19 protein-coding genes are annotated in these 23,090 nt (G+C 73.0%); 11 read left to right on the forward strand and 8 right to left on the reverse strand.

The annotated features are described in order from the left end of the window. Window positions 1–437: 437 nt before the first annotated feature. Both ACFYOP_RS04245 and ACFYOP_RS04250 read right to left on the reverse strand, forming a co-directional pair. Entirely contained in the window at window positions 438–833 is a 396-nt protein-coding gene (locus tag ACFYOP_RS04245; protein ID WP_356890672.1) for a hypothetical protein, read from the reverse strand. Further along, complete coding sequence (locus tag ACFYOP_RS04250; protein ID WP_356890670.1) at window positions 833–1,996, reverse strand: molybdopterin-dependent oxidoreductase; 1,164 nt, start codon at window positions 1,994–1,996, stop codon at window positions 833–835. The genes ACFYOP_RS04245 and ACFYOP_RS04250 overlap by 1 nt, the downstream gene beginning before the upstream one ends. A 115-nt stretch (window positions 1,997–2,111) precedes the next feature. On the opposite strand from ACFYOP_RS04250, the gene ACFYOP_RS04255 reads away from it, so the two are divergent. After that, the gene (locus ACFYOP_RS04255) at window positions 2,112–3,539 is read left to right on the forward strand and encodes a glycosyltransferase 87 family protein (protein WP_356891183.1); all 1,428 of its coding nucleotides are present in this window, start codon (window positions 2,112–2,114) and stop codon (window positions 3,537–3,539) included. A 61-nt stretch (window positions 3,540–3,600) separates the two neighbouring features. On the opposite strand, the gene ACFYOP_RS04260 is transcribed toward ACFYOP_RS04255, so the two are convergent. Next, window positions 3,601–3,837 (reverse strand): DUF397 domain-containing protein, encoded by a 237-nt coding sequence (locus ACFYOP_RS04260; RefSeq protein WP_356890668.1) that lies wholly within the window; start codon window positions 3,835–3,837, stop codon window positions 3,601–3,603. Further along, window positions 3,838–4,698, reverse strand: a complete 861-nt coding sequence (locus ACFYOP_RS04265) for a helix-turn-helix transcriptional regulator (RefSeq protein WP_356890666.1) — start codon at window positions 4,696–4,698, stop codon at window positions 3,838–3,840. Between the two features lie 125 nt (window positions 4,699–4,823). Here ACFYOP_RS04265 and ACFYOP_RS04270 point away from each other — a divergent pair, with 125 nt between their 5' ends. From ACFYOP_RS04270 to ACFYOP_RS04280, 3 genes are all read left to right on the forward strand, one after another. Further along, window positions 4,824–5,312, forward strand: coding sequence for an ATP-binding protein (locus tag ACFYOP_RS04270; RefSeq protein WP_356890664.1), 489 nt, complete (start codon window positions 4,824–4,826; stop codon window positions 5,310–5,312). Continuing rightward, window positions 5,309–5,731, forward strand: a complete 423-nt coding sequence (locus ACFYOP_RS04275) for a hypothetical protein (protein ID WP_356891181.1) — start codon at window positions 5,309–5,311, stop codon at window positions 5,729–5,731. Before ACFYOP_RS04270 ends, ACFYOP_RS04275 begins: the two co-directional genes overlap by 4 nt. Before the next feature lie 66 nt (window positions 5,732–5,797). Then, complete coding sequence (locus ACFYOP_RS04280) at window positions 5,798–6,091, forward strand: hypothetical protein (RefSeq protein WP_356890662.1); 294 nt, start codon at window positions 5,798–5,800, stop codon at window positions 6,089–6,091. A gap of 52 nt (window positions 6,092–6,143) precedes the next feature. Here ACFYOP_RS04280 and ACFYOP_RS04285 read toward each other — a convergent pair whose 3' ends face one another. Then, complete coding sequence (locus ACFYOP_RS04285; RefSeq protein WP_356890660.1) at window positions 6,144–7,232, reverse strand: helix-turn-helix domain-containing protein; 1,089 nt, start codon at window positions 7,230–7,232, stop codon at window positions 6,144–6,146. 249 nt (window positions 7,233–7,481) lie between these two features. Between ACFYOP_RS04285 and ACFYOP_RS04290 the strand changes: the two genes are divergently transcribed. The 5 genes from ACFYOP_RS04290 to ACFYOP_RS04310 all read left to right on the forward strand — a co-directional run bounded on the left by ACFYOP_RS04290 (window position 7,482) and on the right by ACFYOP_RS04310 (window position 12,859). Then, window positions 7,482–8,132 (forward strand): helix-turn-helix transcriptional regulator, encoded by a 651-nt coding sequence (locus ACFYOP_RS04290; protein ID WP_356890658.1) that lies wholly within the window; start codon window positions 7,482–7,484, stop codon window positions 8,130–8,132. A gap of 78 nt (window positions 8,133–8,210) precedes the next feature. Continuing rightward, entirely contained in the window at window positions 8,211–8,741 is a 531-nt protein-coding gene (locus ACFYOP_RS04295; protein WP_356891179.1) for a toxin-antitoxin system, toxin component, read from the forward strand. Window positions 8,742–8,744: 3 nt separating this feature from the next. After that, window positions 8,745–9,932 (forward strand): MAB_1171c family putative transporter, encoded by a 1,188-nt coding sequence (locus tag ACFYOP_RS04300; RefSeq protein ID WP_356890656.1) that lies wholly within the window; start codon window positions 8,745–8,747, stop codon window positions 9,930–9,932. Next, window positions 9,929–11,377 (forward strand): FAD-dependent oxidoreductase, encoded by a 1,449-nt coding sequence (locus ACFYOP_RS04305; RefSeq protein ID WP_388450815.1) that lies wholly within the window; start codon window positions 9,929–9,931, stop codon window positions 11,375–11,377. The genes ACFYOP_RS04300 and ACFYOP_RS04305 overlap by 4 nt, the downstream gene beginning before the upstream one ends. Before the next feature lie 207 nt (window positions 11,378–11,584). Next, window positions 11,585–12,859, forward strand: coding sequence for an ROK family protein (locus tag ACFYOP_RS04310; RefSeq protein WP_356890654.1), 1,275 nt, complete (start codon window positions 11,585–11,587; stop codon window positions 12,857–12,859). Window positions 12,860–13,172: 313 nt separating this feature from the next. Here ACFYOP_RS04310 and ACFYOP_RS04315 read toward each other — a convergent pair whose 3' ends face one another. Then, complete coding sequence (locus ACFYOP_RS04315) at window positions 13,173–15,941, reverse strand: TIR domain-containing protein (RefSeq protein ID WP_356890653.1); 2,769 nt, start codon at window positions 15,939–15,941, stop codon at window positions 13,173–13,175. Between the two features lie 724 nt (window positions 15,942–16,665). Next, window positions 16,666–18,138 (reverse strand): xylulokinase, encoded by a 1,473-nt coding sequence (xylB, locus tag ACFYOP_RS04320; RefSeq protein ID WP_356890651.1) that lies wholly within the window; start codon window positions 18,136–18,138, stop codon window positions 16,666–16,668. Window positions 18,139–18,304: 166 nt separating this feature from the next. Between xylB and xylA the strand changes: the two genes are divergently transcribed. After that, window positions 18,305–19,474: a xylose isomerase gene (xylA, locus tag ACFYOP_RS04325; protein WP_356890649.1), complete on the forward strand. Its 1,170-nt coding sequence runs from the start codon at window positions 18,305–18,307 to the stop codon at window positions 19,472–19,474. A 77-nt stretch (window positions 19,475–19,551) separates the two neighbouring features. Here the strand turns inward: xylA and ACFYOP_RS04330 are convergent, their stop codons facing one another. Beyond that, window positions 19,552–19,974: an ATP-binding protein gene (locus ACFYOP_RS04330; protein WP_356890647.1), complete on the reverse strand. Its 423-nt coding sequence runs from the start codon at window positions 19,972–19,974 to the stop codon at window positions 19,552–19,554. Window positions 19,975–20,262: 288 nt separating this feature from the next. Here ACFYOP_RS04330 and ACFYOP_RS04335 point away from each other — a divergent pair, with 288 nt between their 5' ends. Next, entirely contained in the window at window positions 20,263–23,085 is a 2,823-nt protein-coding gene (locus ACFYOP_RS04335; protein ID WP_356890645.1) for a LuxR C-terminal-related transcriptional regulator, read from the forward strand. Window positions 23,086–23,090: the final 5 nt, after the last annotated feature.

Consider the following 23,090-nt stretch of genomic DNA (forward strand, 5'->3'; position numbering starts at 1 on the left):
TCCTCGGCCGCATCAGGCAACGTTCGCCCTGTTGTGAGGTGCCGTCCGGATGGTGATCCGGGCGGCACGTTGTGCGTCATGCTGGGCGGGTGGCTGAGCGAGCTCCGCACGCCGTCATAGCCGTCGACGGCGGGGCAGTCCACGTCCGTCGGCTCCGCCTCAGCCCGCGTCCCGACCTGCACGCACCAGAACTCGACGAAGTCCGCGTCGTCGTTCAACGCGGCCCCGACCAGAACTCCCGCCGCCTCGTCCTCTGTGGAGCGGTCACGAAGAGCCCGCTCCAACGTCCCAGCCACCACCGCGTGAGGCAGCGCAGGAGGGTTCTGGAAGCTCAGATGAGAATGCATCCCGCGAGACTACGCGGGATGCGTTCAAGAGGTGCCTGCCGTCGCCCCCACCCCGCGAGACGGGGCGAACGTCGCTTGATGCGGCAGTAGCTAGCGCCGCCGCTCCCGCGCCCGCCCGCGCAGTCGGCGGCCGGCCAGCAGGACACCGGTCACCGCGGCGACCGCGGCAAGCGACAGCAGCCAGTTGCGCGGGTAGTCCAGGGGCAGCACGGAGGGGTTGCGCGGGGTGCCCGGGGCGAGGAGCACCGGCAGGGCGATCACCGTGAGGCAGCCGGCGGTGACGAGGGCGCCGCGCAGCAGGCCGCGGGCGGGCAGCCGGGCCAGCAGCAGGCCGGCGGCGAGCACCAGCGGTGCGACGAGGAGGTCGTGGAGGACGACGGCGCCGGCCAGCCACAGGGCGACGTCCTTGAACTGCCCGCCGGTCACGAGGAGATACAGGCCGACGGCCATCAGGGCGAGGCCGGCCGCGCCCAGCGCGGTGCGCATCACCTCACCTCCATGCCGCTGACCCACTTGGTCTGCCAGACGCCCGGCCGGTTGGGGGCGATGATCCGGGCGGGGTAGCCGTGGTCGAGGGAGAGGACCTCGCCGTTCAGGCGCAGCGCGAGGAGGGTGAGCGGGTCGTCTGTGTAGCCGCCGCCCATCTCCATCACCCGGTAGGCGCCGCGCTTCTCCAGGGACACGACCCGCAGCGCGGCGCCGGGCTGCGCGCCGGCCCTCTCCAGCAGGTCCCGGACGCGTACCCCGGTCCACCGGGCGGACTTGCTCCAGCCTTCGACGCAGGCGATGGGCAGGGTCGCGGTGTGCTGCGGCAGGGCGGCGAGCTGGTCGAGGGTGAGGGCGTAGGAGCGGGGACCGGTGACGGTGAGCCGCCAGCCGTCGAGGCTCTCGCCGCCGACGCGGGCCGCCGCGGCGGTGCGGTTGACGGGCAGGCCCTGCTCGCCGTGGTCGGGGTGGCGGGGCGCGAGCAGGTCGAGCCGCCGCAGCGGTGTGAACGACTGGCCGACGGTCGTCAGGGTCACCGCCCCGACGCCCACCGCCACCCCGGTGAGCAGGGAGCGCCGGTCGGGCCCTTCCTCGGCGGGCAGTTCGAGCGTTCCGGGCGAACGGCGACTCCAATGCGCCTTGATCTCGGGATATTTGACGGCGATGTGCAGCACGAGCGCCCCGAGCAGCAGCCAGGCCACCGCGAAGTGCACGGGCACGAACGAGAACGGCCACGGATACCACTGGACGGTGTTCAGCAGACCCGTGCCGAGCTGGAAGACGGACGCCGCGACGAGCACCGCCACCGAGAGCCGTTCGAGGGCGTGCCGCGGCGACCGCAGCGCGGGCCACACGAACAGCCTCGGGTAGACGGTCCACAACTTGGCCAGCAGCAGCGGGATCGCCGCGATGCCGCTCGCGACGTGCAGTCCCTGGGTGAACCGGTAGCCCCAGGCGGGGCGGCTCGGCAGCGCCCCGGCGAGCCAGTCCGGCGGCCGCTGCACGTAGTGGCTGAGCACTCCGGTCACGAAGCACACGGTGATCGCCGCGGCGAGCCACCGGCCGATCGCGGTGGCGGTGCGGGCGTCGTGCAGCCGGCCGGCGAACCTCGGCAGCCGGAAGGTGGCCGGCGCTCCGGCCCTCCTGATCCTCATGCCCTCCATGAGAACCCCCTGAGCCATGCCGGGGACGGGTCCGACACCTTACGGAATGCGGACGCCGGGACGCGTCCGCGCCGTTCCGGGCGGTTCGGCTGCCAGGCTGGGCGCCGTGATCAACATGCGCTCGCTCCTGACCGGCGTCCTCGTCGCCGGCCTGATCGCCGTACTCGCCGTGACGGTCCTCAAGGACGGTTACGTGAGCGATCCCGGCGGCCTTTCCCGGTGGTACGCCGTCTGCTGGATCCTGTTCGCGGCGGCGGCCCTCGCGGTGCGCCGGGCGCCGGTGCGGCACGCGGTGGTGCTGATCCTGGCGGGCGGCGTCGCGGTCGCCGCGACCGGGCTGCTCGCCCCGCCGCGTACCAGCACCGACTCGTACCGCTATGCCTGGGACGGCAGGGTGCAGGCCGCCGGGATCTCTCCGTACGACCATGCGCCGGCGGATCCGTCGCTCGTGGATCTGCGTGACGACTGGCTCTTCCCGACCGGTGCGCGGTGCGAGCCGTTCGGGCGGGCGCGGATCGCCGGGCCCGAGGGCGAGGCGCACTGCACCCGGATCAACCGGCCGAACGTCCACACGATCTATCCGCCGTTCGCGGAGGGGTACTTCCTGCTGGTGCACGCCGTCGCGCCGGACGACGCACGGCACAAGGCGCTGCAGGTGGGCGGCGCGCTGCTCGCCGTCGGCACGACGGTCGCCCTGGTGCTGGTGCTGCGCCGGCGCGGCGATCCGCGGACGGCGGTCTACTGGGCGTGGTGTCCCGCCGTGCCGCTGGAGGCGGTGAACAACGCGCATGTCGATGTGCTCGGGGTGCTGCTGGCGGTCGTGGGGCTCGCGGTGGTGGTCCGCCGGCGTTTCGAGGGTGGTGTGCTCTTCGGTGCGGCGATCGCGACGAAGCTGCTGCCGGCGGTGGTGCTGCCGGGCGCGCTGGCGGGGGTGCGGCGCGGGCGGGACGCGGCGGCCGTCCTGGTGCCGGCCGCGGCCGTCGTGGGGCTGTCGTATCTGCCGCACGTGCTGCTGTCGGAAGGCTCGGTGTTCGGCTATCTGAGCGGCTACACGAAGGAGGAGGGGTACGACGACCCGTCCGCCCGCAACCGGTACGCGCTGCTGCGGCTGGTGCTGCCGGACGCCTGGGCGCTGCCCGTGGTCGTGGTGGTGATGCTGGCCGTCGTCGGGTACGTGCTGCGGCGTGGCGATCCCGAACGCCCGTGGAGCGGGGCGCTGCTGGTGACGGGTACGGCGTTCCTGCTGATGACTCCGGGGTACTCCTGGTACGCGCTGCTGCTGGTGGCGCTGGTGGCGCTCGACGGCCGGTGGGAGTGGCTGGGCGTCGCGGCGGCGGGTGCGGCCAAGTACGTCACGGGGCGCCTGGACGCCGACGGGGACACCATCGGCACGACCGCGTACGCTCTCGCGGCCGCCGCGGTGCTCGCCGGTCATGTCCTGCGGCGCCGGCGCGGCACGAAGGCACCGGCCGCCCAGGCGGGGGCGGGGGCGGGGGCGGCGGAGCGGGAGGGCGCGCCGGGACGGGCGGTTGCGGTGGAATGACCGCCGCCACCGCCACGCCCGGCGGCTCGGCCAACTGAGCTGCTGTCCCCGCGGCAGCAGCTCAGTTGACGAGGAAGTCCGCCTTGCCGGACTTCGCTCCTTCTATGAACGCCTTGATCTCGCCGGAGGTGTAGATCAGGGCGGGGCCGTCGGGGTCGGCGGACTGACGCACCGCCACCCGGCCGTCGGCCAGCTTCATGGTCTCGACACAGTTGCCGCCGTTGCCACCGCTCCAGGGCTTGTGCCAGCCGGTCTCGCCGAGTTCGGCCGCCGGCATCCCGTTGTATATGCGGTCCATTCACAGCTCCTTGCGGAGATCGTCGAGGATCTCCCTCGTGCGTTGTGCTGATGCGGCCTGTGCCGCCATGCGGTCCATGACCTCGAGGTGTGTGGCGACCTCGGGGCGCGCGTCGAGATAGACGGCCCCGGTCAGGTACTCGCTGTAGACCATGTCCGGGAGCTCGGGCACGGCGAATCGGAAGAGGACGAACGGCCCGTACGTCCCCGGGTGGTGGCCGCTCGCGAACTCGGCGAGCTGGAGGGTGACGTTCGGCAGCCGGGCGGCCTCCAGCAACTTCTCGACCTGGGCCTTCATCACGCCCGGTGCGCCGACGGGGCGGCGCAGGACCGTCTCGTCCATGACCGCCCAGAGCCTGGGGGCGTCCGGCCGGGTCAGCAGGGACTGGCGCTCCATGCGCAGCGCCACGTGCCGCTCGACGTCGTCGGGCTCGGTGTGGCCGATGGCTCCGCCGAGCATGATCGCTCTGGCGTAGTCCTCCGTCTGGAGCAGACCGGGCACGAACTGCGGTTCATACGCACGGATGAGACTCGCGGCGCCCTCCAGGCTGACGTACATGCTGAACCAGTGGGGCAGGACGTCGTGGAAACGCTGCCACCAGCCGGGCTTGTTGGCCTCCTCGGCCAGCTCCACGAAGCCGCGGGCCTCCTCGTCGCCGATGCCGTAGGCGCCGAGCAGCAGTTGCACATACGGGATCTTCAGCGCGACCTCGGCGGTCTCCATCCTGCGGATGGTGCCGGGGGCGACGCGCAGGACCTGCGCCGCTTCCTCGCGCTTCATGCCGGCGCGCTCCCGCAGATCCTGCAGGCGCTTGCCGAGGACGACCTGACCCACGGTGGGGGCGGACCGCGGTTCACTCACTTCGAGACCTCCCCACGTGCTGTTTGCGAGCAGTGTGCCACGCACTCCGGCCGATGAATATCTCCAGTCTGCATTTTTCAGAGTGGGGGTTGCCAAGGTGGTGGTTGCAGCGGGAGAGTGTTCATGTGAACCGTGACGCGCTCGCCCCAGAGCTCCTGGCTCCCTCCGCGGGGTCCGATCTCACCCGGTACTCCTTCGAGTTGCCGGCGCGCGTCGAACACGTCTCACGGGCGAGAAGGCTGGTGTCCGCGCGGCTCACGGGATGGGGCGTCGACGGGGACCCGTACGACACGGCCCTGCTGGTCGTCTCCGAACTGTTCACCAACGCCATCGTGCACACCGACGGCCATCTGGTCGCCTGCGAAGTCCAGGTCGGCGCCGATCGGTTGCGCGTCACCGTGCAGGACCAGGGCTGCGCGGCCACCGGCCCGCGCGTGTGCCACGGCGCGGCGGGCGAGCGCGGGCGCGGGCTGCTGCTCGTGGAGGCGGTGAGCCGCGCCTGGGGCACGTACGACGCCGCGCCGGGCACCGGCCGCGTGGTGTGGGCGGAGCTGGCGTACACCCCCCGGCCGCCGTTCGGCGACCGGCCGCTGACGACGGAGTGGCTGTGCTGAGCGACCTGGCGCCCCTCCGCTCCTGGAGCGTGCGCCACGACCGCGCCGACCGCCTCACCCGGCTCGACGTCCCGGCCGGACTCCGGACGGATCTGGGGTGCGACGCCGTCGGCATACCCGCGCGCCACGGGTTCCGTCTGCTCGGCCGGATTCCGGGCGCCGGCTGCGTCTTCGCCGACGGCGCCTGGTGGTGGTGGATCCTCCCCGCCGGCTCCGACCAGGACCTGACGTGGCCGCTCCCCTCCCACTACGCCCCCGGCGCCCGGGTGCCCGCGGCCGACGCCCGGCTGATCCACCGGCCGGCGTGCCCGAGCCCGTACACGCCGCCGATTCCGCTTTACCTGATGCTCTGTCAACTCACCGGCACACAGCCGCGTTGGCCCGCCGGGGTGGGCGGCCCGGGCCGGGAAACGGTCTGACCCGCCGGACGGTGGAACCCGGTCCCCACGGACCGCGAGGCGAACCGCCGGGATAGGCTTCCGCGCATGTCAGAAGCGAACACGGGCCCCGAACGAGAGGGCCTCACACCGCGCCAGGCCCGCGGCGTGCGGATAGCACTCTCGGCCGCCATCATGACCGCGGTGGCCGCCACGCTGGCGCTGCGGCTGGGCAGTACGCAGTCGGTGCTCACCGTCGGCTTCTACGGCATCGCACTGATCCTCTCCGGGAGCGCGCTCGTCCTCAGCCGCGCCGGGCGCACCCGGTGGGCCACGCTGGTCCTCGGCATCGGCGTGGCGGTGGCGGTCGTCGCGGAGTGGGCCGTCGCGTCGATGGGCTGAGCGGGGCGGGGGAAAGCGTCTGGGGCGTACGGATCGGACCTCCGCGCCCTCGTCAGCCGCCGGAGACGGCGCGCAGGTGGCTCCTGCCCCGGCGCACGCCGGGCGCGCCGGCCGAGCGGTTCTCGCGGAGGGCCAGCGTCATGCGCGTGAAGCCCTTGCCCTGGAGCGTCGCCGGGGTCTCGTCGATGATCCGGCAGTCGGTGCGGCCCCAGCGCGGATCGGGGTGGTTCACCGGCCGTACGACCCCGTCGTGGTGGATCGCGGCGGCCCCGACCGCGCTCATCCAGTGCGGCAGGCCGCACCGGTAGGCGACGTCCATGATCGGATCGTCGGCGATGTCGTCACGAATGGCCTGAAGCGCTCCGTCGTCGCCGTGCCGGTCGAGCGCCGCGGCGAGCTGGGCCATCAGGGGCAGGCACCAACTGGTCTCGTGCTCCCCGAGCACTGTGCGGGCATCGGGGTGGAAGAGCACGAACCGCAGGAAGTTGCGGTCCGGCATGGCCGTGGGGTGCGGCCCGATGCCACGGAAGAGGGCGTCGAAGGCGGGGTTGGTGTGCGCGACGTCCCAGTGCCGGTCGAAGAGGACCGAGGGCAGCGGCACCGCGTCCATCACCGCGGCGTAGTCCCGCAGGTAGGACTGCGTCTCGGGGTCCGCCGGCGCGTCGGGCCCGGAGTGCGGCTCCGACGCCGGCTCCGGTGGCCGTACGGGCACCGGCGGCGGGACGGGGACCGGGGGCCGCTCCGGAGCGGGCCGGTGTGCCGGGCGTGAGGGCGGCACCGGGCCCGACGGCCGGACGGGCGTGTGCCTGTCGAAGGCGCCGTGCACCACGGCGGCCGCCTCCGGGTCGGCGGCGAGGCGCAGCAGCCGGCCGCCCTGCTGGTCGTTCAGCTCCAGCGCGTCCACGAGGGCGCAGAGCGTGTCCTCGGGCCACTCGCGGCCGGGTGTGCGCTCCCAGGTGGCGTAGGTGTAGGCGGTGACGCCCAGGCGGGCGGCCACCTCCTCGAGACTGAGGCCCAGTTCCTCGCGGCGTGCTCTGAGGGCGTCGCCGAGCCGCTTCGTGCGGGCCGCGGCCCGCGCGGCGCCGGCCGGGCTCGGGCGTCCACGGACACCCCGGCGCCCGACTCCCACCTCGTGTGTCATCGAGAACGCCACCCTTCTCGGAGCCTGCCGCAAGTCCCGCTGCGCCGGCTCCCTTTGGATCTTCACACCGCGTGGCGATCCTGCTACCGCGGACACCGGGATGTCAACTATCGTGGCATTCCACGTCGCTGAGCGCTCAAATCACGCCACAGCTGTGGCAAGACCTTGGCTGCCAGGGCATGAATAGGGTTAACTTCCGGCAGCCCCACAGGATGCGGGGCCGCCTCGCGTGATCTAGGAGACCTACTGGTGACAGACGGCTTCTCGGTTCCGGGTCCAACGGCCACAGGCCCTCTGGCGGCATCGGTTGCCCGGGTCACCGAACTTGCGGACAAGCTCGGAATGAGCCACGGCGAGGTTTTCGACGCCCAGAAGCTCTCCGAGGCGTCCGGCGTCCCCGCCGACGTCGTGCGCGCCCTCCTCGACGGGCGCCCGGCAGGCGAACCCGACCTCCAGGCACGCTTTCTGCAACGCTTCGACCTGCTGCGACGCACCCGGCTCAAGCCCAACGGCCGCCGGTACACGCAGCAGGAGATAGCCGACGGGGCGGGCATGTCCCGCCAGCAGGCGGGCGCGCTCATCAACGGCGACCGCCGGCCGACGATGGAGCACTGTGACGCGATTCAGCGCTTCTTCAAGGTGCACGCCGGCTTCCTCACCGCCGACGACGCCGACGCGCTCGACGGCGCCCTGCGGCGCACCGAGCAGCGCCTGCTCCAGGACTACGCGGGCGACGCCGGCGACCCGCTGGAGCGGCTGCTGCAGGACCACGGCGTACGCGGCATCGCCTGGCGGGCCGCCCAACTGCCCAGCGACAAGCACCGGGACAAAGTGACCGAATGGCTCGACATGCTCCTCGAGAGCGTGAAGCCCGCCCCGGACACTCCCACGGAGCCCTGATTTCCGGACAGGCTTGGATTGGGACGTGTCTGTGAAGGTTCTGACGGGGAGAGGAGAGCGGTGAGCATAGGCAAAGAGATGCGCCGACTGTGCGGCGAGCTGGTCGGCGGAATCGATCTCCCCGCCCCCGCCGAACCCGCCGACCTCTACTCCGCGCTGTGCAAGGGCATGAGCAGACACCGCGGCAGGCCCGTGCGTTACCGCACCGCGTCCTTCCCCCCGGGCACCGCCAGCGGGCTGTGGCTCGACATGGCGGAGCAGGACCTCGTCGTCATCGAGGAGCGCACGGCGCCCGACCACCAACTGGTGATTCTCGGCCATGAGCTGTGGCACATGAAGGCCGGCCACTGCAGCCACCATGTCGAGGGCGCGGCCGTGGCCGCCCGGCTGCTGTCCGACGAGGCCGATCTGCAGGCGACCGTCCTGAAGGTCGCCGCGCGCACCCGCTTCGACCAGGCCGAGGAGAACGAGGCGGAGAGTTTCGGACTGCTGCTCGGCAGCAAGTGCCGCGCCTGGCTCGCCGGTTCCGGCGGCCGCGGCCCCGTCCGGCGGGACGGGCTCGCGGGCCGCATCGAGGCGTCCCTGGGATACCGCGGGTCACAGGGCTGAGGCGTGGACGGACCGGACTACTACATCCCCGCAGCCGCACTGGGAATCGCACTCGCGTTCAAAATACCGGGGATGCGGCGCGACTGGCGCGACCCGATGCTGCGGTCCGTGTGCGCCCTGCTGATCCTCGGCGCGGCCACCTTCTTCTTCGCCGCGCCGCCCACCATCGCCGCGGTCAACCGTGTCACCGGCGTCCCCAACTTCTCCGCGCCGCTGGTCTACTGCATCCTCTCCGCCTTCAGCGCGTCCTGCCTGGTGCTCCTCGTCAACTGGCGCGGCGGCCCGCCGGAGGAGACCCGGCGGATCTCGCTGCGCTGGATGGCCGCGTACAGCGTGGTCGTCGGTGCGCTCGTCCTGTTCTTCCTGCTGGGCGAGGCCCCCGTGGAGCGGCTGCGGGACCTGGACACGTACTACGCCAGGACCCCGTACATCCGCGAGATGATCGCGCTCTACCTCGCCGCCCACAGCGTCGCCGCGGTCGGCATGACCGTGCTGTGCTGGCGCTGGTCGCTGAAGGTGAGCGGCTGGCTCCGCGGCGGCCTGGTGACCATCGTCGTCGGATCGCTGTTCAATCTCGCCTACGGGGTCACCAAGTCGGCCGCCGTGGCCGCCCGCTGGGCCGGACACGACTGGGACGACCTGTCCACGCTGGCCGCGCCGCCGCTCGCCTCGGCCGGCGCGCTGCTGAGCGCCGTCGGCTTCATCCTGCCGCTGGTCGGACAGCGCGTGTCCGACAGCTGGCACACCTGGGCGGTCTACCGCCGCCTCGGCACACTCTGGCGCGAACTGCGCTCCGCCGCACCGCAGGGCACGCCCTCGGTACGCATCTCGCTGTTCTCCCCGGCCGAACTGCGCGTCATCCAGCGGGAGTCCGACATCCACGACGGAATGCTGCAGCTCGACCCGTACTTCGACCGTGTGCTGCGCGAGGACTCCTACGCCGAGGCGCTCGCCGCCGGAGCCGACCCCCGGCAGGCCCACGCGGTGGCGGACGCGGCGATGGTCGCCGCCGCCCTGCGGGCCCGGGCGGCCGACCCTGAGGGGCAGATCGTCAGGTCCGCCGAGGCCTACACACCCGTGGCAGCCGCTGGACCGCGCGACCTCGTGCGCATGTCCCTCGCGCTGCGCCAGTCCCCCGTCGTCGAAGCAGCGCGCACGCGTGCGGCCAGGTCAGAGAGCGGCACCCTATGAGCAGCGGTCCCTTGAGAAGTCGTCCGAATCCGGGCAGCAGAGCCGTGGTGATCGGCGGCGGTCTGGCCGGCATGCTGACGGCCGAGGTCCTCGGCGCGTACGTGGAAGAGGTCACCGTCGTCGAGCGGGACGTGCTGCCCGACGGGCCACGCTCCCGCAAGAGCCTGCCCCAGGCCCACCACGCCCATCTGCTGTGGTCGGGCGGAGCGCGGGCGATCGAGGAGCTGATGCCCGGCACCACCGACCGCTGGCTCGCCGCCGGCGCGCGCCGGATCCCGCTGCCGACCGGACTGGTGTCCATGTCGTCGCAGGGCTGGTTCCGCCGCTTCCCCGAGATGCAGTTCCTCGTCGCGTGCAGCCGGGACCTGCTCGACTGGGTCGTACGCGAGCAGATGCTCACCGGCCCCCGGGTCACCCTCCTCCAACGCACCGAACTGCTGGGCCTCCGGGGCGCCGCCGGACGCGTCGACGGCGTACGGGTGCGCGGCGACGACGGGGGCGAGCGGGTGCTCCCCGCCGATCTGGTCGTCGACACCAGCGGCCGCGGCTCCCGGGCCCCGGAGTGGCTGCGGGACCTGGGCGTGGACAAGGTGCGCGAGGAGAAGGTCGACTCGGGCCTGGCCTACGCGAGCCGGATCTTCCGGGCGCCCGAGGGCTCGGACGAGTACCCGGTCGTCAACGTCCAGGCCGACGCGCGGGAGCCGCGTCCCGGCTGCACTGCCACGATCGTGCCCATCGAGGGCCGGCGGTGGCTGGTGACGCTGTCCGGCACGCGCGGCGGGCAGCCGACGAACGCGGCCGACGAGTTCGAGGACTTCGCCCGTTCCATCCGGCACCCCGTCGTCGCCGACCTCATCGCGCACGCCGAGCCGCTGACGGACGTCGTCGTCTCCCGCAGCACCGTCAACCGCCGCCGCTACTACGAGAAGATCCGCGACTGGCCGGAGGGCTTCGTCGCGCTCGGCGACTCCGTCGCCACGTACAACCCGGTCTACGGGCACGGTATGTCGGTCGCCGCGCAGGGCGTCCTCGCGTTGCGCGGGGCGCTGGAGGCGGCCGGGGGCGTGGACTCCCCCGGCCTCGCCCGCCGCGTGCAGCGCGCGGTCGCCCGGCCGGTCGCCACGGCCTGGGACCTGGCCACCGGGCAGGACATCCTCTACCCGGGCGCGATCGGCAAGGCCCCGGGGGCCGGCGTGCGGGCCCTGCGGACCTACGTCGACCGGCTGATGCTGACCGCGACGGGGCGGCCCCTGGTCGCCAAGGCCCTGTTCGACGTGATGACGCTGTCCGCGCCGACAGCCTCCCTCGTCAGACCGGAGATCGCCCTCGCGGTCCTGCGCGGCCCCAAACTTCCGCCGCTGCCCGGACCGCCGCTGAGCGACGACGAACTCAGGATCGCGAAAGAGACCCACGAGGAACGCGAGGCGGACCCGGCGGGGGCGTGACCCGCTCCGGCGGGTACGCATCCGGCGGGCCGGTCCGCCGGATGCCGGCCGCCGGCCGGCAACGGTCGGGACCGTGGTCGCACCGCCGCGTAGGGCCGGTTCGCGGCCGGTGGGCGCCGCCTCCGTGAGCGCCCCGCGGGGGCCGGAGCGCCGTTACGGAAGGCGCGGGGCGGGGGCCGGGGCGCATCCCATAGGCTCGGCGGCAATATGAACGGCAATCAATCAGGCAGCGCCCGCGTCGGCGCGGCGGCCCGCCATGCCCCGCTGGGAGCGAAGGCCGACCGTGAGACGGTGCGCCGGCACAATCTCAGCCTGGTGCTGCGGGCGGTCCACGACCAGGTCGAGGCCACGCGCGCCGGCGTCGCCGCCCGTGTGGGGCTGACCCGTGCCGCCGTCTCCTCCCTGGTCGAGCAGCTGCTCGAGAGCGGCTTCCTCTCCGAGTCGGGAAAGACGTTCAGCGGCCAGGCCGGCCGCCCCGGCACAGTGCTCAAGATCGCCCGCACCGGGGTCGCCGGAATCGGGGTCGAGATCAACGTCGACTACGTGTCGGTGTGCGTCGTCGACCTCGCCGGTACCGACCGGGTACGGCTCGTGGAGCACCTGGACAACCGGAACTCCGCACCGGCCGAGGTGTTCGAGCGGGCCGCCCGGATCGCGGCGCGGGCCCTCGGGTCGGCCACCGAACAGGAGTTGCGGCCGGTCGGCGCGGAGCTGGCCCTGCCGGGCCTGGTCTCCGGCGGCGCGGTCCGCCAGGCCCCGAACCTCGGCTGGACGGCCGTCCCCGCCGAGGCCCCGTTCGCCCGCGCTCTGGCCGCGCTGCGGCCCGGGGCGCCCGCACTGCCGGTGCGTTCGGAGAACGAGGCGAACCTGGCGGCGCTCGCCGAGCTGTGGTTCGGCGGCCTCGGCGACATCCGGAGCTTCCTGTATCTGACGGGCGAGATCGGCGTCGGCGGCGCGCTGGTGCTGGGCGGCGAACTGCTGCGCGGCGCGAACGGGTTCGCCGGCGAGATCGGCCATGTCTCCGTCTCCGACGACGGCCCCCGCTGCCGCTGCGGCTCCCGCGGCTGCCTGGAGCAGTACGCGGGCCAGTCCGCACTGCTCCGGGCCGCCGGCCTCGACGAGCACGCCGGCGCGGCGGGCGTCGCCGAGCTCGAACGCCGCGCCCGCGCGGCCGACCCGGGCGCGCTGGCGGCGCTGTCCGGGGCGGGGCGCGCCCTGGGCCGCGCGCTGTCCGGCGCGGTGAATCTCTTCGACCCGGACGCGGTCGTGCTGGGCGGCATCTACCGCCCGCTGTTGCCGTGGCTGGCGCCGCCGGTGGGCGCGGAGCTGGAGACCCGCGTGGTCTCCGGGCTGTGGCCGGCGGCGGGCACCCGGCTGCGGCCCTCCTCCCCCGCGGCGGACGCCGCGCGCGGTGCGGCGGCGCTGGTGGTCCAGGACGTCCTGGCGGACCCGGTGGCGTACGCGCCGCGCGCCGCGCGCTGAGGCCGCCAGGGCCTGGTGCGTCGGGCTCCGCCGGCGGGGCTGGGTCGGCCGGTCTCGTCGGAGGCTCCACCCCGAACCCGGCGCCTCCGTCTTCCCCTACGGCCTGGCGGCCGTGGAAGGTGCCCCGGCGAGGCTGGGGCGGCCGGGCACCTCCAGCCCGGCCGGCGATTGAGGCCCGCCTGCCCCGCCGCCGGCGGCGAGGGGTGGTTCGGACGCTCCGCTGCCGCGGCATGTGCGCGAGGCCGTCGGTGCCGCCGGCCGGCCGGGGCACCTTCCACGGCCGTACTGCGGGGCCCCGCGCCCCGGCTCCCCCTCACCGGTCCTCACCGACTTCCTCCGCTCGTGGCTTGCCCGCGCACTGGTCCTGGTAGCCGATGCCCGCCGAGATCCATTTCTTCCAGGCGGATTCGGACATGTTGTACGTGACGCGTCTGCAGAGGTCGCCCAACGGGTCCTGGAAGACGTGCCGGATGTGGGCCGTGTTGTCGGCCTCGCCGAGGGAGATGAGACGACCGCTGTCCTGGCTGAAGGCGACTGCCGCGACGGGACCGGTGTGCGCGGAGATCCTGGCGGAAATCAGTCTGGCTCCGTGTGGATGGATGACGACGGAGCCGTCGTCGCCCGCTGAGGCGAACCAGCGGCTGTCGGGACTGTAGGCGACCGAACGCACCCTGCCGCGGTGCACGCCGACCGCGACGAAGGTGTCGACACCGTCCGCCAGCCGCCAGACCGTGCCGTCCAGGGATCCGAGGAGCAGAGTGCGACCGTCCGGGCTGAACGCCATGGACGTGACTCTGTCCTGCAGGCTGAAGGTCCGAACCTTTCCGGCTTTCGCGTCGGCGATGCCGCCTCTGTCGTCGCAGGCATACGCGACGCGCATCCCGTCCTGACTGACGGCCAGGTGCTGCGCCGGGCAGGCGATGTCGATCGAGGCGCTGGGCGTGCCGACCGCATCGGCATCGAGGTCCTCGAAGAGGAGCTTCCCCGAGAACGTGCCGAGCACGATCTGCCTGCCGTGGGGCGTGAAAGCCGCGCTGCTGACCGGACCGACGGAGGGAGCGAGGGTCACTGCGCGGATCGCGGTCCCGTCCCACAGGCGCACACCGTCGGCGCCAGCGATCAGCAGGTATGTGCCGTCGGGCGAGTAGGACAGGCTCTGGACGCCCTGCGGGACCGGCAGGGTCGCCACGTGCGCGCCGGTTTCCGGGTTCCGGATGCGCACCCCGTCCCGGCTGCCGACCGCCACGTTCGTGCCGCGGGGGTCGACGGCAAGGGCCACCGGGGTGCTTGTGCCGACGAGCCGGGTCCGCCGGAGACCGTTCATCGCGTCCCAGCGGCGCAACGTCGTGTCTTCCCCGATCGACGTCAGTTCCCTCCCGCCGCGCGAGAATGCGATGAAGTCGACCGGGCCCGCGTGACCGGTGAGCGGAAAGCCGATCATGGCCCCGGTCGCCGGGTCCCACTGACGGATCGTCTTGTCGGCCCCTGCCGTGGCGATGCGGGATCCGTCCGCGCCGAAGGTGATGGCCCTGACATCGCCCTGGTGACCGGACATGACCTGGCCTGCCGGCTCTCCGGAGTCCGGGTCCCGGAGTTGCAGTCCGCCGTCGTCGGTACCGACGGCAAGGGCACGTCCATTCGGTGCGAAAGCGATACTGCTGATCCGGTTGTGCCGATACGGGATGCTCACCTCACCGGCATCATCCGGTTCGAGGCTGCGGACATGGACTTCTGATCCCCCGTTGTTGAGTGCGTCGAAGGCCAGCTTCCGGCCGTCAGGACTGAAGACGACCCGGTCGCCCGTCGCTTTCAGGGGTTCTCCGACGGGATGTCCGCTGCTGGTGTCCCAGAGACGCAGACCTCCCCCGGCCACGGCGACGGTCTTCCCGTCGGGGCTGAGCGCCATGGACACGGTCGTGCGGTCGTCCTTGGCGAATTCGTTGATTCTTCTTCCGGTCTTCACGTCCCAGAGCACGATGACGGTGCCGTAGGCAGCGGCAAGGCGGTTTCCGTCGCTGGTGAACGCGAGGGCGAGGATCCTGGAATCCCTGGTTTTCCTGGGCTCCAGTGCAGGTCCGGAAGGGCGGCCGGTGCGGGGACTCCAGAGCACCGGCTGCCCCTTTCCTGCAAAGGCGACCCGACGACCGTCGACGGTCATGGCGGCGATGCTGTCGGCAATACCGTCGAGTTCGGTGACGCGCAGCAGATTGGGGCGGGAATAGGCGGCATTGAGCGCCGCATCGTAGACTGCGCCCTCCGTTGAAGGGTTCGCGGTGAGGGATTGTGCCGCCATCAGCCATTTATAGGCTCTGACGTCGTACCCCGTCTCGACGTCGGCCAATTCGGCTTGTGCCCGCCGGATCGCGCTCATCACCGTGGCCTCGCGGGCGTTTTCGTTGGCCCGGTTCTTCTCGGTCGTCGCCAGCCAGGCCTGGACCCCGAAGGCAATGGTCAGCATGACGATCAATGCGGTGGCGAGCACACCTATGAGCGTCAGTATCCGATGTTCTTTGACCTCTTCGTTGTCCAGTTCGCGTTTCGATGAGCCGTGAATCGGAGCAGCCAGCGTTGCCACCGCGTCACGGAAACCTCCGTGCCTCAAAGAGAGGCGGTCGGCGTCGCGGGACCAGGTGAGATCCTGCCACAAAGGTTCCGTTGCGAAGTATCCCGAAAGATTTCGCGGCAGGGCATCGGTCAGCGTCCAGTCGAAGTCTCCCGCTTCGTCGTCCCATTTGATCGTTCCGTCGGTCAGCGCAATGATGAAGGTGTCGCTTCCCTTGTTTCGCTGCCAGAACTCGATCTCCCGGCGCACCCACTTCGACTCCGCGGCGGTCGGCGAAGCGAGCAGCACGAAGAATCGCGCGTCGGTGAGCGCCTGCTCGATCGAGGCACCGAGGGCGTGGGAGGCGGACAGGTCCGTCTGGTCCCGGAAGACGTTCAGTGCGCGTATGCGGTACCACTTCTTGGCAAGGCGAGTGAGACCCCGTTGGATCGACGGGGCGAGCCGGGAGTCGGCTGCCCGGCTGTACGAGATGAAGGCGTCGATCCGTTTGCTGTCCCGGCTCCCGAGACGTCGTCCCATGTGCTGTCACATCCGTGTGCGAGGGCGAGCGTGGACTCGAGTGGCTGATTCGACGAGTTCGGCGGTCTCTTCCTTCGGACAGCAGCGAAGCTACGCGCCCCCCGCCGCACAGGGTTGCCCTCTCGGACGGGGAGAAGATAGCGCTCAGGAACGGCCCGGCGAAAACGAACAGAAGCATTCCGGCCTGTCGCGGAGGGCCAGGACTTGGAGGAAGACCCCTTGACGCCCGAGGACTTGGCGCAGGCCTTGGACCTCGAGGTCTTCCGGGCCGCCGTCTTCTTCACGCCGAGGCCGCTCCGGTCGACTCTCGCCGCCGGCGTCCCCGGGGGCCGGCGGGGCCGACGTGCGGCGCGTCCCGCCCCCTACGGGAGGTACCGGAACCGGGGGCGCGGCCGCAATCCGGCAGCCGGGCGACTCCAGCCGGGCCCGGGGGCGTGGGAGGTGCCCCCGACCCACGGCCGCCAGGGTGTGGGGGAGTTTGAGGCCGGCGCGCGGAACGCGGCACCGGCGCGCGGGCGAAGCCGGCCCGCCCACCCAGCGGCACGGACCCTGGGCAGAGCCCCGAGCACCCGCAGGCAGCGCGGAGAACGGGCCTGGCCGAAGTCCCGCCCACCGCCCGGAGGGCGGTACCGGGCCCGGGCGGTACCGGGCCCGGGCGGAGCCCGGTTCGGGAAGGGGGGTCCCCCCGCGGCGGCCAGGCCGCGGGGGGAGGGGAGGGGAAACGTCAGCCCCTCGCTCCCTCCACCGCCGCCGACACCCGCTCCCACGTCTCCACGTCCCGCTCCACCGCCGGCAGTGACGTCCCCGATCCCGCGCCCCAGCCCGCCGCCAGGGCCACCGCGTCCTCGTCCGTCGCCGCCGCCGCGGCGAGGGCCGCCGCGCCCAGGGCGACGAGTTCGCCGCTGGACGGGATCAGGAGCGGGCGGCCCGAGAGGCGGCGGACGGTCTCCACCCAGTGGCGGCCGTTCGCGCCGCCGCCGACGAGCCGGAGCGGCCGGGAGGCCGTGTCCGGCGCGGCCGGGTCCTCGCCGCAGGCGCGCAGGACTTCGTCGAGCGCGCGCAGCACGGTCACGGCGGCGCCCTCGTAGGCCGCGCCGAGGATCTGCTGACGGGTCGTCGTGTGCCGTAGCCCGGTCAGCATGCCGGAGGCGCCCGGCAGGTCCGGGGTCCGTTCGCCGTCGAGGTACGGCAGGAGGACGACTTCGCCGCCCGCCTCCGCGGCCTCCCGGTCAAGACCGAGCAGGGAGGCGATCTTGTCGACGGCGAGCGTGCAGTTGAGGGTGCAGGCGAGCGGCAGGTAGGTGCCGTCCGTCGCCGCGAACCCGGCGAGCGCGGCGGAGGCGGGCCGGGTGCGGGTGGCGGCGAACACCGTGCCGGAGGTGCCGAGACTGAGCACCGGATGGTCGAGCAGCCCCGCCCCGCCGAGTCCGAGGCCGACCGCCGCTGCCATGTTGTCGCCGGTGCCGGCGGCGACGGCGATCCCGGCGGGCAGGCCGAGCCGGGCGGCGGCGGCCGTGGTGAGCGTGCCGACACGCGTGCCGCCGGTGGGGGCGACGGGCGGCAGCAGTGCGGCGTCCAGGCCGACGAGTTCCAGCAGGCCGGGGTCGTAGCCGCCGGTCGCGGTCGAGTACCAGCAGGTGCCCGACGCGTCGCCGGGGTCGGTGGCGGCAACGCCCGCGAGGCGTTCGGTGAGGAAGTCGTGCGGCAGGCGCACCGCCGCGGCGGCGTCCGCGGCGGCGGGCTCGTTCTCCCGCAGCCACTGCCACTTGGCGGCGGTCATGGAGGCGACGGGGACGGACCCGGTGCGGGCGGTCCAGGCGTCGGGGCCGCCGAGCGCCTCGGTGAGCGCGGCGGCCTGCGGGGCGGAGCGGGTGTCGTTCCAGAGCAGGGCCGGTCGCAGGGGCGCGCCCGCACGGTCGAGGACGACGAGCCCGTGCTGCTGTCCGGCGACCGCGATGCCGGTGACGGCGGACGGCGCGACGCCGAGTCCGTCGAGCTCCTTGAGACCGGCGTGGACCGCCTCCGCGAGGGCCGTCCACCACACCTCGGGGTCGGTCTCCCGGGCACCCCTCGCGCCGGTGACCTGGTGGGGCGCCCTGCCGACGGCGAGCAGCCGTCCGGTCACGGCGTCGGTGAACGCCGCCTTTGTGGACTGGGTGGAGCTGTCCACCCCGATGACGACCGCGTTCGCCGGCATTGCGCACCTCTCCGTCAGCGTCTCGCCCCACCATTTGGTCGAGCGGAAACAAATTACGCCACGCGCCCACGCGAGAACAGGCCCCGGAGGTCTTCTGTCATCGGGGTCATCCGTGCATTATTAGTAAGGTCAGAGAACAAACCAGTGATCCAAGGCGGACATGGCCATGACGGAACGCTTCACCCCCACCCCCGAGGACAAGTTCAGCTTCGGCCTCTGGACGGTCGGCTGGCAGGGCCGGGACCCGTTCGGGGACGCGACCCGGCCGCACCTGGACCCCGCGGAGTCCGTCCGGCGGCTCGCCGACCTCGGCGCGTACGGTGTGACCTTCCACGACGACGACCTGATCCCCTTCGGGTCGGGCGACGCCGAGCGCGAGGCGCACATCAAGCGCTTCCGCGAGGCGCTCGACGCCACCGGCCTCGTGGTGCCGATGGCGACGACCAACCTCTTCACCCACCCGGTCTTCAAGGACGGCGGCTTCACCGCCAACGACCGCGACGTGCGCCGCTACGCGCTGCGCAAGACCATCCGCAACATCGACCTGGCGGTCGAGCTGGGCGCCGAGACGTATGTCGCCTGGGGCGGCCGCGAGGGCGCGGAGTCCGGCGGCGCCAAGGACGTGCGCGTCGCGCTGGACCGGATGAAGGAAGCCTTCGACCTGCTGGGCGAGTACATCACCGAGCAGGGCTACGACCTGCGGTTCGCCATCGAGCCGAAGCCGAACGAGCCGCGCGGCGACATCCTGCTGCCGACGGTCGGCCACGCGCTGGCGTTCATCGAGCGCCTGGAGCGCCCGGAGCTCTTCGGCGTCAACCCGGAGGTCGGTCACGAGCAGATGGCGGGGCTCAACTTCACCCACTCCATCGCGCAGGCGCTGTGGGCGGGCAAGCTCTTCCACATCGACCTGAACGGGCAGAGCGGCATCAAGTACGACCAGGACCTGCGCTTCGGCGCAGGTGATCTGCGCTCGGCGTTCTGGCTGGTCGACCTGCTGGAGACGGCCGGGTACGCGGGCCCGCGGCACTTCGACTTCAAGCCGCCGCGCACCGAGGACTTCGACGGCGTGTGGGAGTCGGCGGCCGGCTGCATGCGCAACTACCTGATCCTCAAGGAGCGCGCCGCCGCGTTCCGCGCGGACCCGGAGGTGCGGGAGGCGCTGCTGGCCTCGCGCCTGGACGAGCTGGCGCGCCCGACGGCAGGCGAGGGACTGGCCGAGCTGCTGGCGGACCGGTCCGCGTTCGAGGAGTTCGACGTGGACGTCGCGGCCGAGCGCGGTATGGCGTTCGAGCGCCTCGACCAGCTGGCGATGGACCACCTGCTCGGCGCCCGCTGAGCCGGCCCCTCACGCTCGCGGGGCCGCTCCGACCGGGTCGGGGCGGCTCCGGGGGCCGCCGGGCGGGCCCGGCGCGGTCACCGATGCGGGTCGAACGCGTGCAGCGGGCCGCGCAGTGCCGGCGGCGGCGTTCCGTGCAGCGCGATCTCGGCGAGCACAACGCTGCCCCGCTCCATCCGGTGGGTCACGGTCCGTGTCGCGTACGCGTCGACCAGGCGCAGCCCGCGCCCGCAGGGTACGTCCGCGTCGAGCGGTTCCTGCCGTCGGCTCACCCGGTGTTTCCAGCACCCTCCGTCCATCACCTCGACCGTCAGCGCGTCCCCCCGGACGGCGATCACCGTGGACACCCAGGGGCTGCCGCTGTGCAGCACCACGTTGGTGACCAGTTCGGTGACGATGACGGACAGTGCCTCGTCGAAGTGCTCGGCCAGCCGCCATCGGCGTGCGACCGCCCGCGCGAAGCACCGTAGTGCGCGCGCGGCCTCCGGCGAAGCCGGCATGGCACAGTGGGCCAGGCTTCGCAGCGCGGAGGTGGGCCCGGGCCGCCGGGGGGCGGGGCTCGGGGCACGTTCTATGGCAATCACTTGGGCTCCTGTTCGGTCGGGCGGCGTCGCCCTGATCAGGTCCAGCGGCCGGGAGCGTCGATCTCACCGGGCCGTCGAAAGCCATGCAGATCTTCTGCGGCACCCCAACACTCGTATCCGGACACCTCGTGTGCAATCAGGGACACTGAAACCCGTATACGTAAAGAATCGAAATGCCCGGGAAACGCCGAGGAGAGTGATTCGGTGGACACGTCGAGTGACGAATCGGCGGACCGATGGCTGGAACGGGCGCTGTCCGCGCCGGCCGGCCGGAGGTCCGGTCCGGGCGGTCCCGCGCTGCTGCTGATCGAGGGGGCGGCCGGGACGGGCAAGACCAGGCTCGCGAGCCGTCTCGTCGGGGCCGCCGTGAACCGCCCGGTACCCACCGTGACCGTCTCGTTCTCGTCGTACGGCGTCGCCGTCGGCCGCCCGGCGCCCGGGGCCGCGCCACGGACCATGAACCCGCAGGCCGCGAATTCGCAGGTCAGGACTCCACCGACCGGCTGCCCCGAAGACGCCCGGGCCGCCGAACTGTCCGCCGCCCTGGCCCCGCTGCTCGGACGGGGTGAGCGGTTCCTGCTCCTCGCCGAGGACGTCCACCGCGCGGGCGGCGCGGCCCTCGAGCTGCTCCGCAGGCTCATGGACCGGCCGCCGGACGGTCTCACCGCCGTCGTGACCTACCGCCCCGAGGAACTGCCGGAGCCCGGCCTCGTACTCGGCAGGGGCGCCCACTTCCCCGCGTGCCTCGCCGTGCTGCGGCTGCGGCTCGGACCGCTCGACGCCGGGCAGGTGCGCGCACTGGTGGCGGACGGGCTGGGCGAGAGCCGCTGCCCGGCCGACCTGATCGCGCGGATCGCCGAACGCTCCGGCGGTGTGCCGCAGGTCGTCACCGACGTGGTGGGGCTGTTGCGCGAGTCGGGCGACGGCCGGGAGCGGTTCCTGGTCAGGGACCTGGACGCGGCGGGCGTACCGCCCCGGCTCGCCGAGCTGGCCCTCGGCCGGACCGCCGAACTCCCGGAGCACATACGGCCGGTGGCCTGGGCGGCCGCCGTGCTGGACGAACCGGTGGAGGCGGAGGAGCTGTCCGCGGTGGCCGGCCTGGGCGGCGACGACGGCAGGGACGCCCTCGTCGTGGCGCTGCGCGCGGGGGTGCTGCGGGAGGACGGCGAAGGCCGGTACGGGTTCTTCGTCCCGATGGCGGCGGCGGCCGTGTACGGGCAGGTCCCCGGCCCGGTCCGCCGGGAGATGCACCGCAGGGCGGCCACCGCGCTCGGCCGCCGGCATCCGGTGCCGTGGGTGCCGCTGGCCCGGCACCGCCGCCACGGCGGCCAGGTGAAGGCGTGGCTGCGGGCCGTGGAGCACGCGGCGGTGCAGTGCGCGGCGGCCGGCGACCACCAGGCCGCGATCGACCTTCTCGAGCGGACCCTGTCCCGTCCGACGGTGCCGCCGGCCGCCCGTGCCAGGCTCGCGCCGCTGCTGGCGCACAGCGCGGTGCTGGGGCTGCGCAGCGATCAGACGGTGTCGGTGCTGCGGCAGATCCTCGACGAGCAGTCGCTGCCGCCCGCCGTGCGCGGCCAGATCCGGCTCGACCTGGGGCTGCTGCTCTGCAACCAGGCCGTCGCCGGCATACAGGGCTGGCTGGAGCTCCAGCAGGCGGTGGAGGAGCTTCAGGAACGGCCGCTGATGGCGGCCAGGGCCATGGCGGCGCTGGCCATGCCGCTGCTGTCGACGGTCCCGCTGGAGCGGAACCTGTACTGGCTGGAGCGCGCGGAGAAGGCCGGCGCGGACAGCGGCGACGAGGAGGCGGCCACGGCGGTCGCCGCCAACCGGGCCGGCACGCTGATGTACATCGGCGACCCGTCGGCCTGGCAGGTGCTGGAGCAGCTGCCGAGGGAGACGGAGGACCCGGCCTGCCGCCAGCATGTCGCCCGTGGCCTGTGCAACGCGGCGGACGGCGCGCTCTGGCTCGGCCAGCTCGGCCCGGCGCGCGGGCTGCTCGCCGAGGGTGTGGAGCTGGCGACCCGCAGCGGCGCCTCGTATGTCGAGCAGGGCGCCCGCGGCACCCTGCTGCTGCTCGACTGGGCGGAGGGCAACTGGTCCGGACTCCCGGCCCGGGCCCGCGCTTTCGTGGCCGAGGCCGACACCATGCCGGGGCAGGCCGTCGACGGCCGTACGGTGCTGGGGCTGATGGCGCTGTCCAGGGGCGAGTGGCAGCAGGCGACGGCCTGGCTGGCCGGTGAGGGCTCGCGGGAGACCGACGGTACCGCCGTGCCGCATGTGGCGACCGCGTCCGGGGCGCTGATCCGGATGGCCCTCGTCCGTGACGACGTCGAGTCCGCCGTGGCGGAGGCGTCGATGGCCTGGGACAGGATCAGGGACAAGGGCGTGTGGGTGTGGGCCGCCGAACTCGCGCCCTGGGCCGTCGACGCGACGCTGCGCGCCGGCCGGCGGGACACGGCGCACGGCATGGTCCTCGAGTACGAGGTGGGTCTCGAGGGGCGCCAGGCGCCCGCGTCGTCGGCGGCCCTGAACTGGTGCCGCGCGCTGCTCGCCGAGGCGGACGGCGAGCAGCGGGAGGCCGCGGAGCTGTACCGCCGGGCGGCCCTGCTCTACGCGGGCATCCCCCGCCCGTACGCGACCGTCCTGGCCACCGAGGGTGCGGCGCGCTGCCAGGTGGCGTCGGGGACGGACACCGCGGCCGCCGTCACCGAACTGGCCTCGTGCGTCGATCAGTTGACCGAGCTGGGCGCGGTGTGGGACGCGGCCCGCTTCCGTGCGGAGCTGCGGTCCCACCAGCCCGCCGACGAGCAGCGGCCCCGCGGCCGCCCCAGCTACGGCGACCAGCTGTCGCCACGCGAGCAGGAGGTCGCGGACCTGGCGGCGACCGGGCTCACCAACCGGGAGATCGCGGCGACGCTCCATCTGTCGCCGCGTACGGTGGAGCAGCATGTGTCCCGCGCCCGGCGGAAGCTGGAGTCGCAGTCCCGGCAGAGTATTTCGCGGACCCGCTCGCAGCGCCCGGAATGAGCCGG

It is taken from the genome of Streptomyces sp. NPDC006294, assembly GCF_042870895.1.
GTDB lineage: Bacteria > Actinomycetota > Actinomycetes > Streptomycetales > Streptomycetaceae > Streptomyces.

Bases quoted from the DNA above. Each gene is read 5' to 3' on its own strand.
- ACFYOP_RS04305 (WP_388450815.1), top strand. From the start codon at position 9,929: ATGAGCAGCGGTCCCTTGAGAAGTCGTCCGAATCCGGGCAGCAGAGCC.
- ACFYOP_RS04310 (WP_356890654.1), top strand. From the start codon at position 11,585: ATGAACGGCAATCAATCAGGCAGCGCCCGCGTCGGCGCGGCGGCCCGC.
- xylA (WP_356890649.1), top strand. From the start codon at position 18,305: ATGACGGAACGCTTCACCCCCACCCCCGAGGACAAGTTCAGCTTCGGC.
- ACFYOP_RS04330 (WP_356890647.1), bottom strand. From the start codon at position 19,974: ATGCCGGCTTCGCCGGAGGCCGCGCGCGCACTACGGTGCTTCGCGCGG.
- ACFYOP_RS04255 (WP_356891183.1), top strand. From the start codon at position 2,112: ATGCGCTCGCTCCTGACCGGCGTCCTCGTCGCCGGCCTGATCGCCGTA.
- ACFYOP_RS04285 (WP_356890660.1), bottom strand. From the start codon at position 7,232: ATGACACACGAGGTGGGAGTCGGGCGCCGGGGTGTCCGTGGACGCCCG.
- ACFYOP_RS04260 (WP_356890668.1), bottom strand. From the start codon at position 3,837: ATGGACCGCATATACAACGGGATGCCGGCGGCCGAACTCGGCGAGACC.
- ACFYOP_RS04245 (WP_356890672.1), bottom strand. From the start codon at position 833: ATGCGCACCGCGCTGGGCGCGGCCGGCCTCGCCCTGATGGCCGTCGGC.
- ACFYOP_RS04250 (WP_356890670.1), bottom strand. From the start codon at position 1,996: ATGGAGGGCATGAGGATCAGGAGGGCCGGAGCGCCGGCCACCTTCCGG.
- ACFYOP_RS04315 (WP_356890653.1), bottom strand. From the start codon at position 15,941: ATGGGACGACGTCTCGGGAGCCGGGACAGCAAACGGATCGACGCCTTC.
- ACFYOP_RS04295 (WP_356891179.1), top strand. From the start codon at position 8,211: ATGCGCCGACTGTGCGGCGAGCTGGTCGGCGGAATCGATCTCCCCGCC.
- ACFYOP_RS04280 (WP_356890662.1), top strand. From the start codon at position 5,798: ATGTCAGAAGCGAACACGGGCCCCGAACGAGAGGGCCTCACACCGCGC.
- xylB (WP_356890651.1), bottom strand. From the start codon at position 18,138: ATGCCGGCGAACGCGGTCGTCATCGGGGTGGACAGCTCCACCCAGTCC.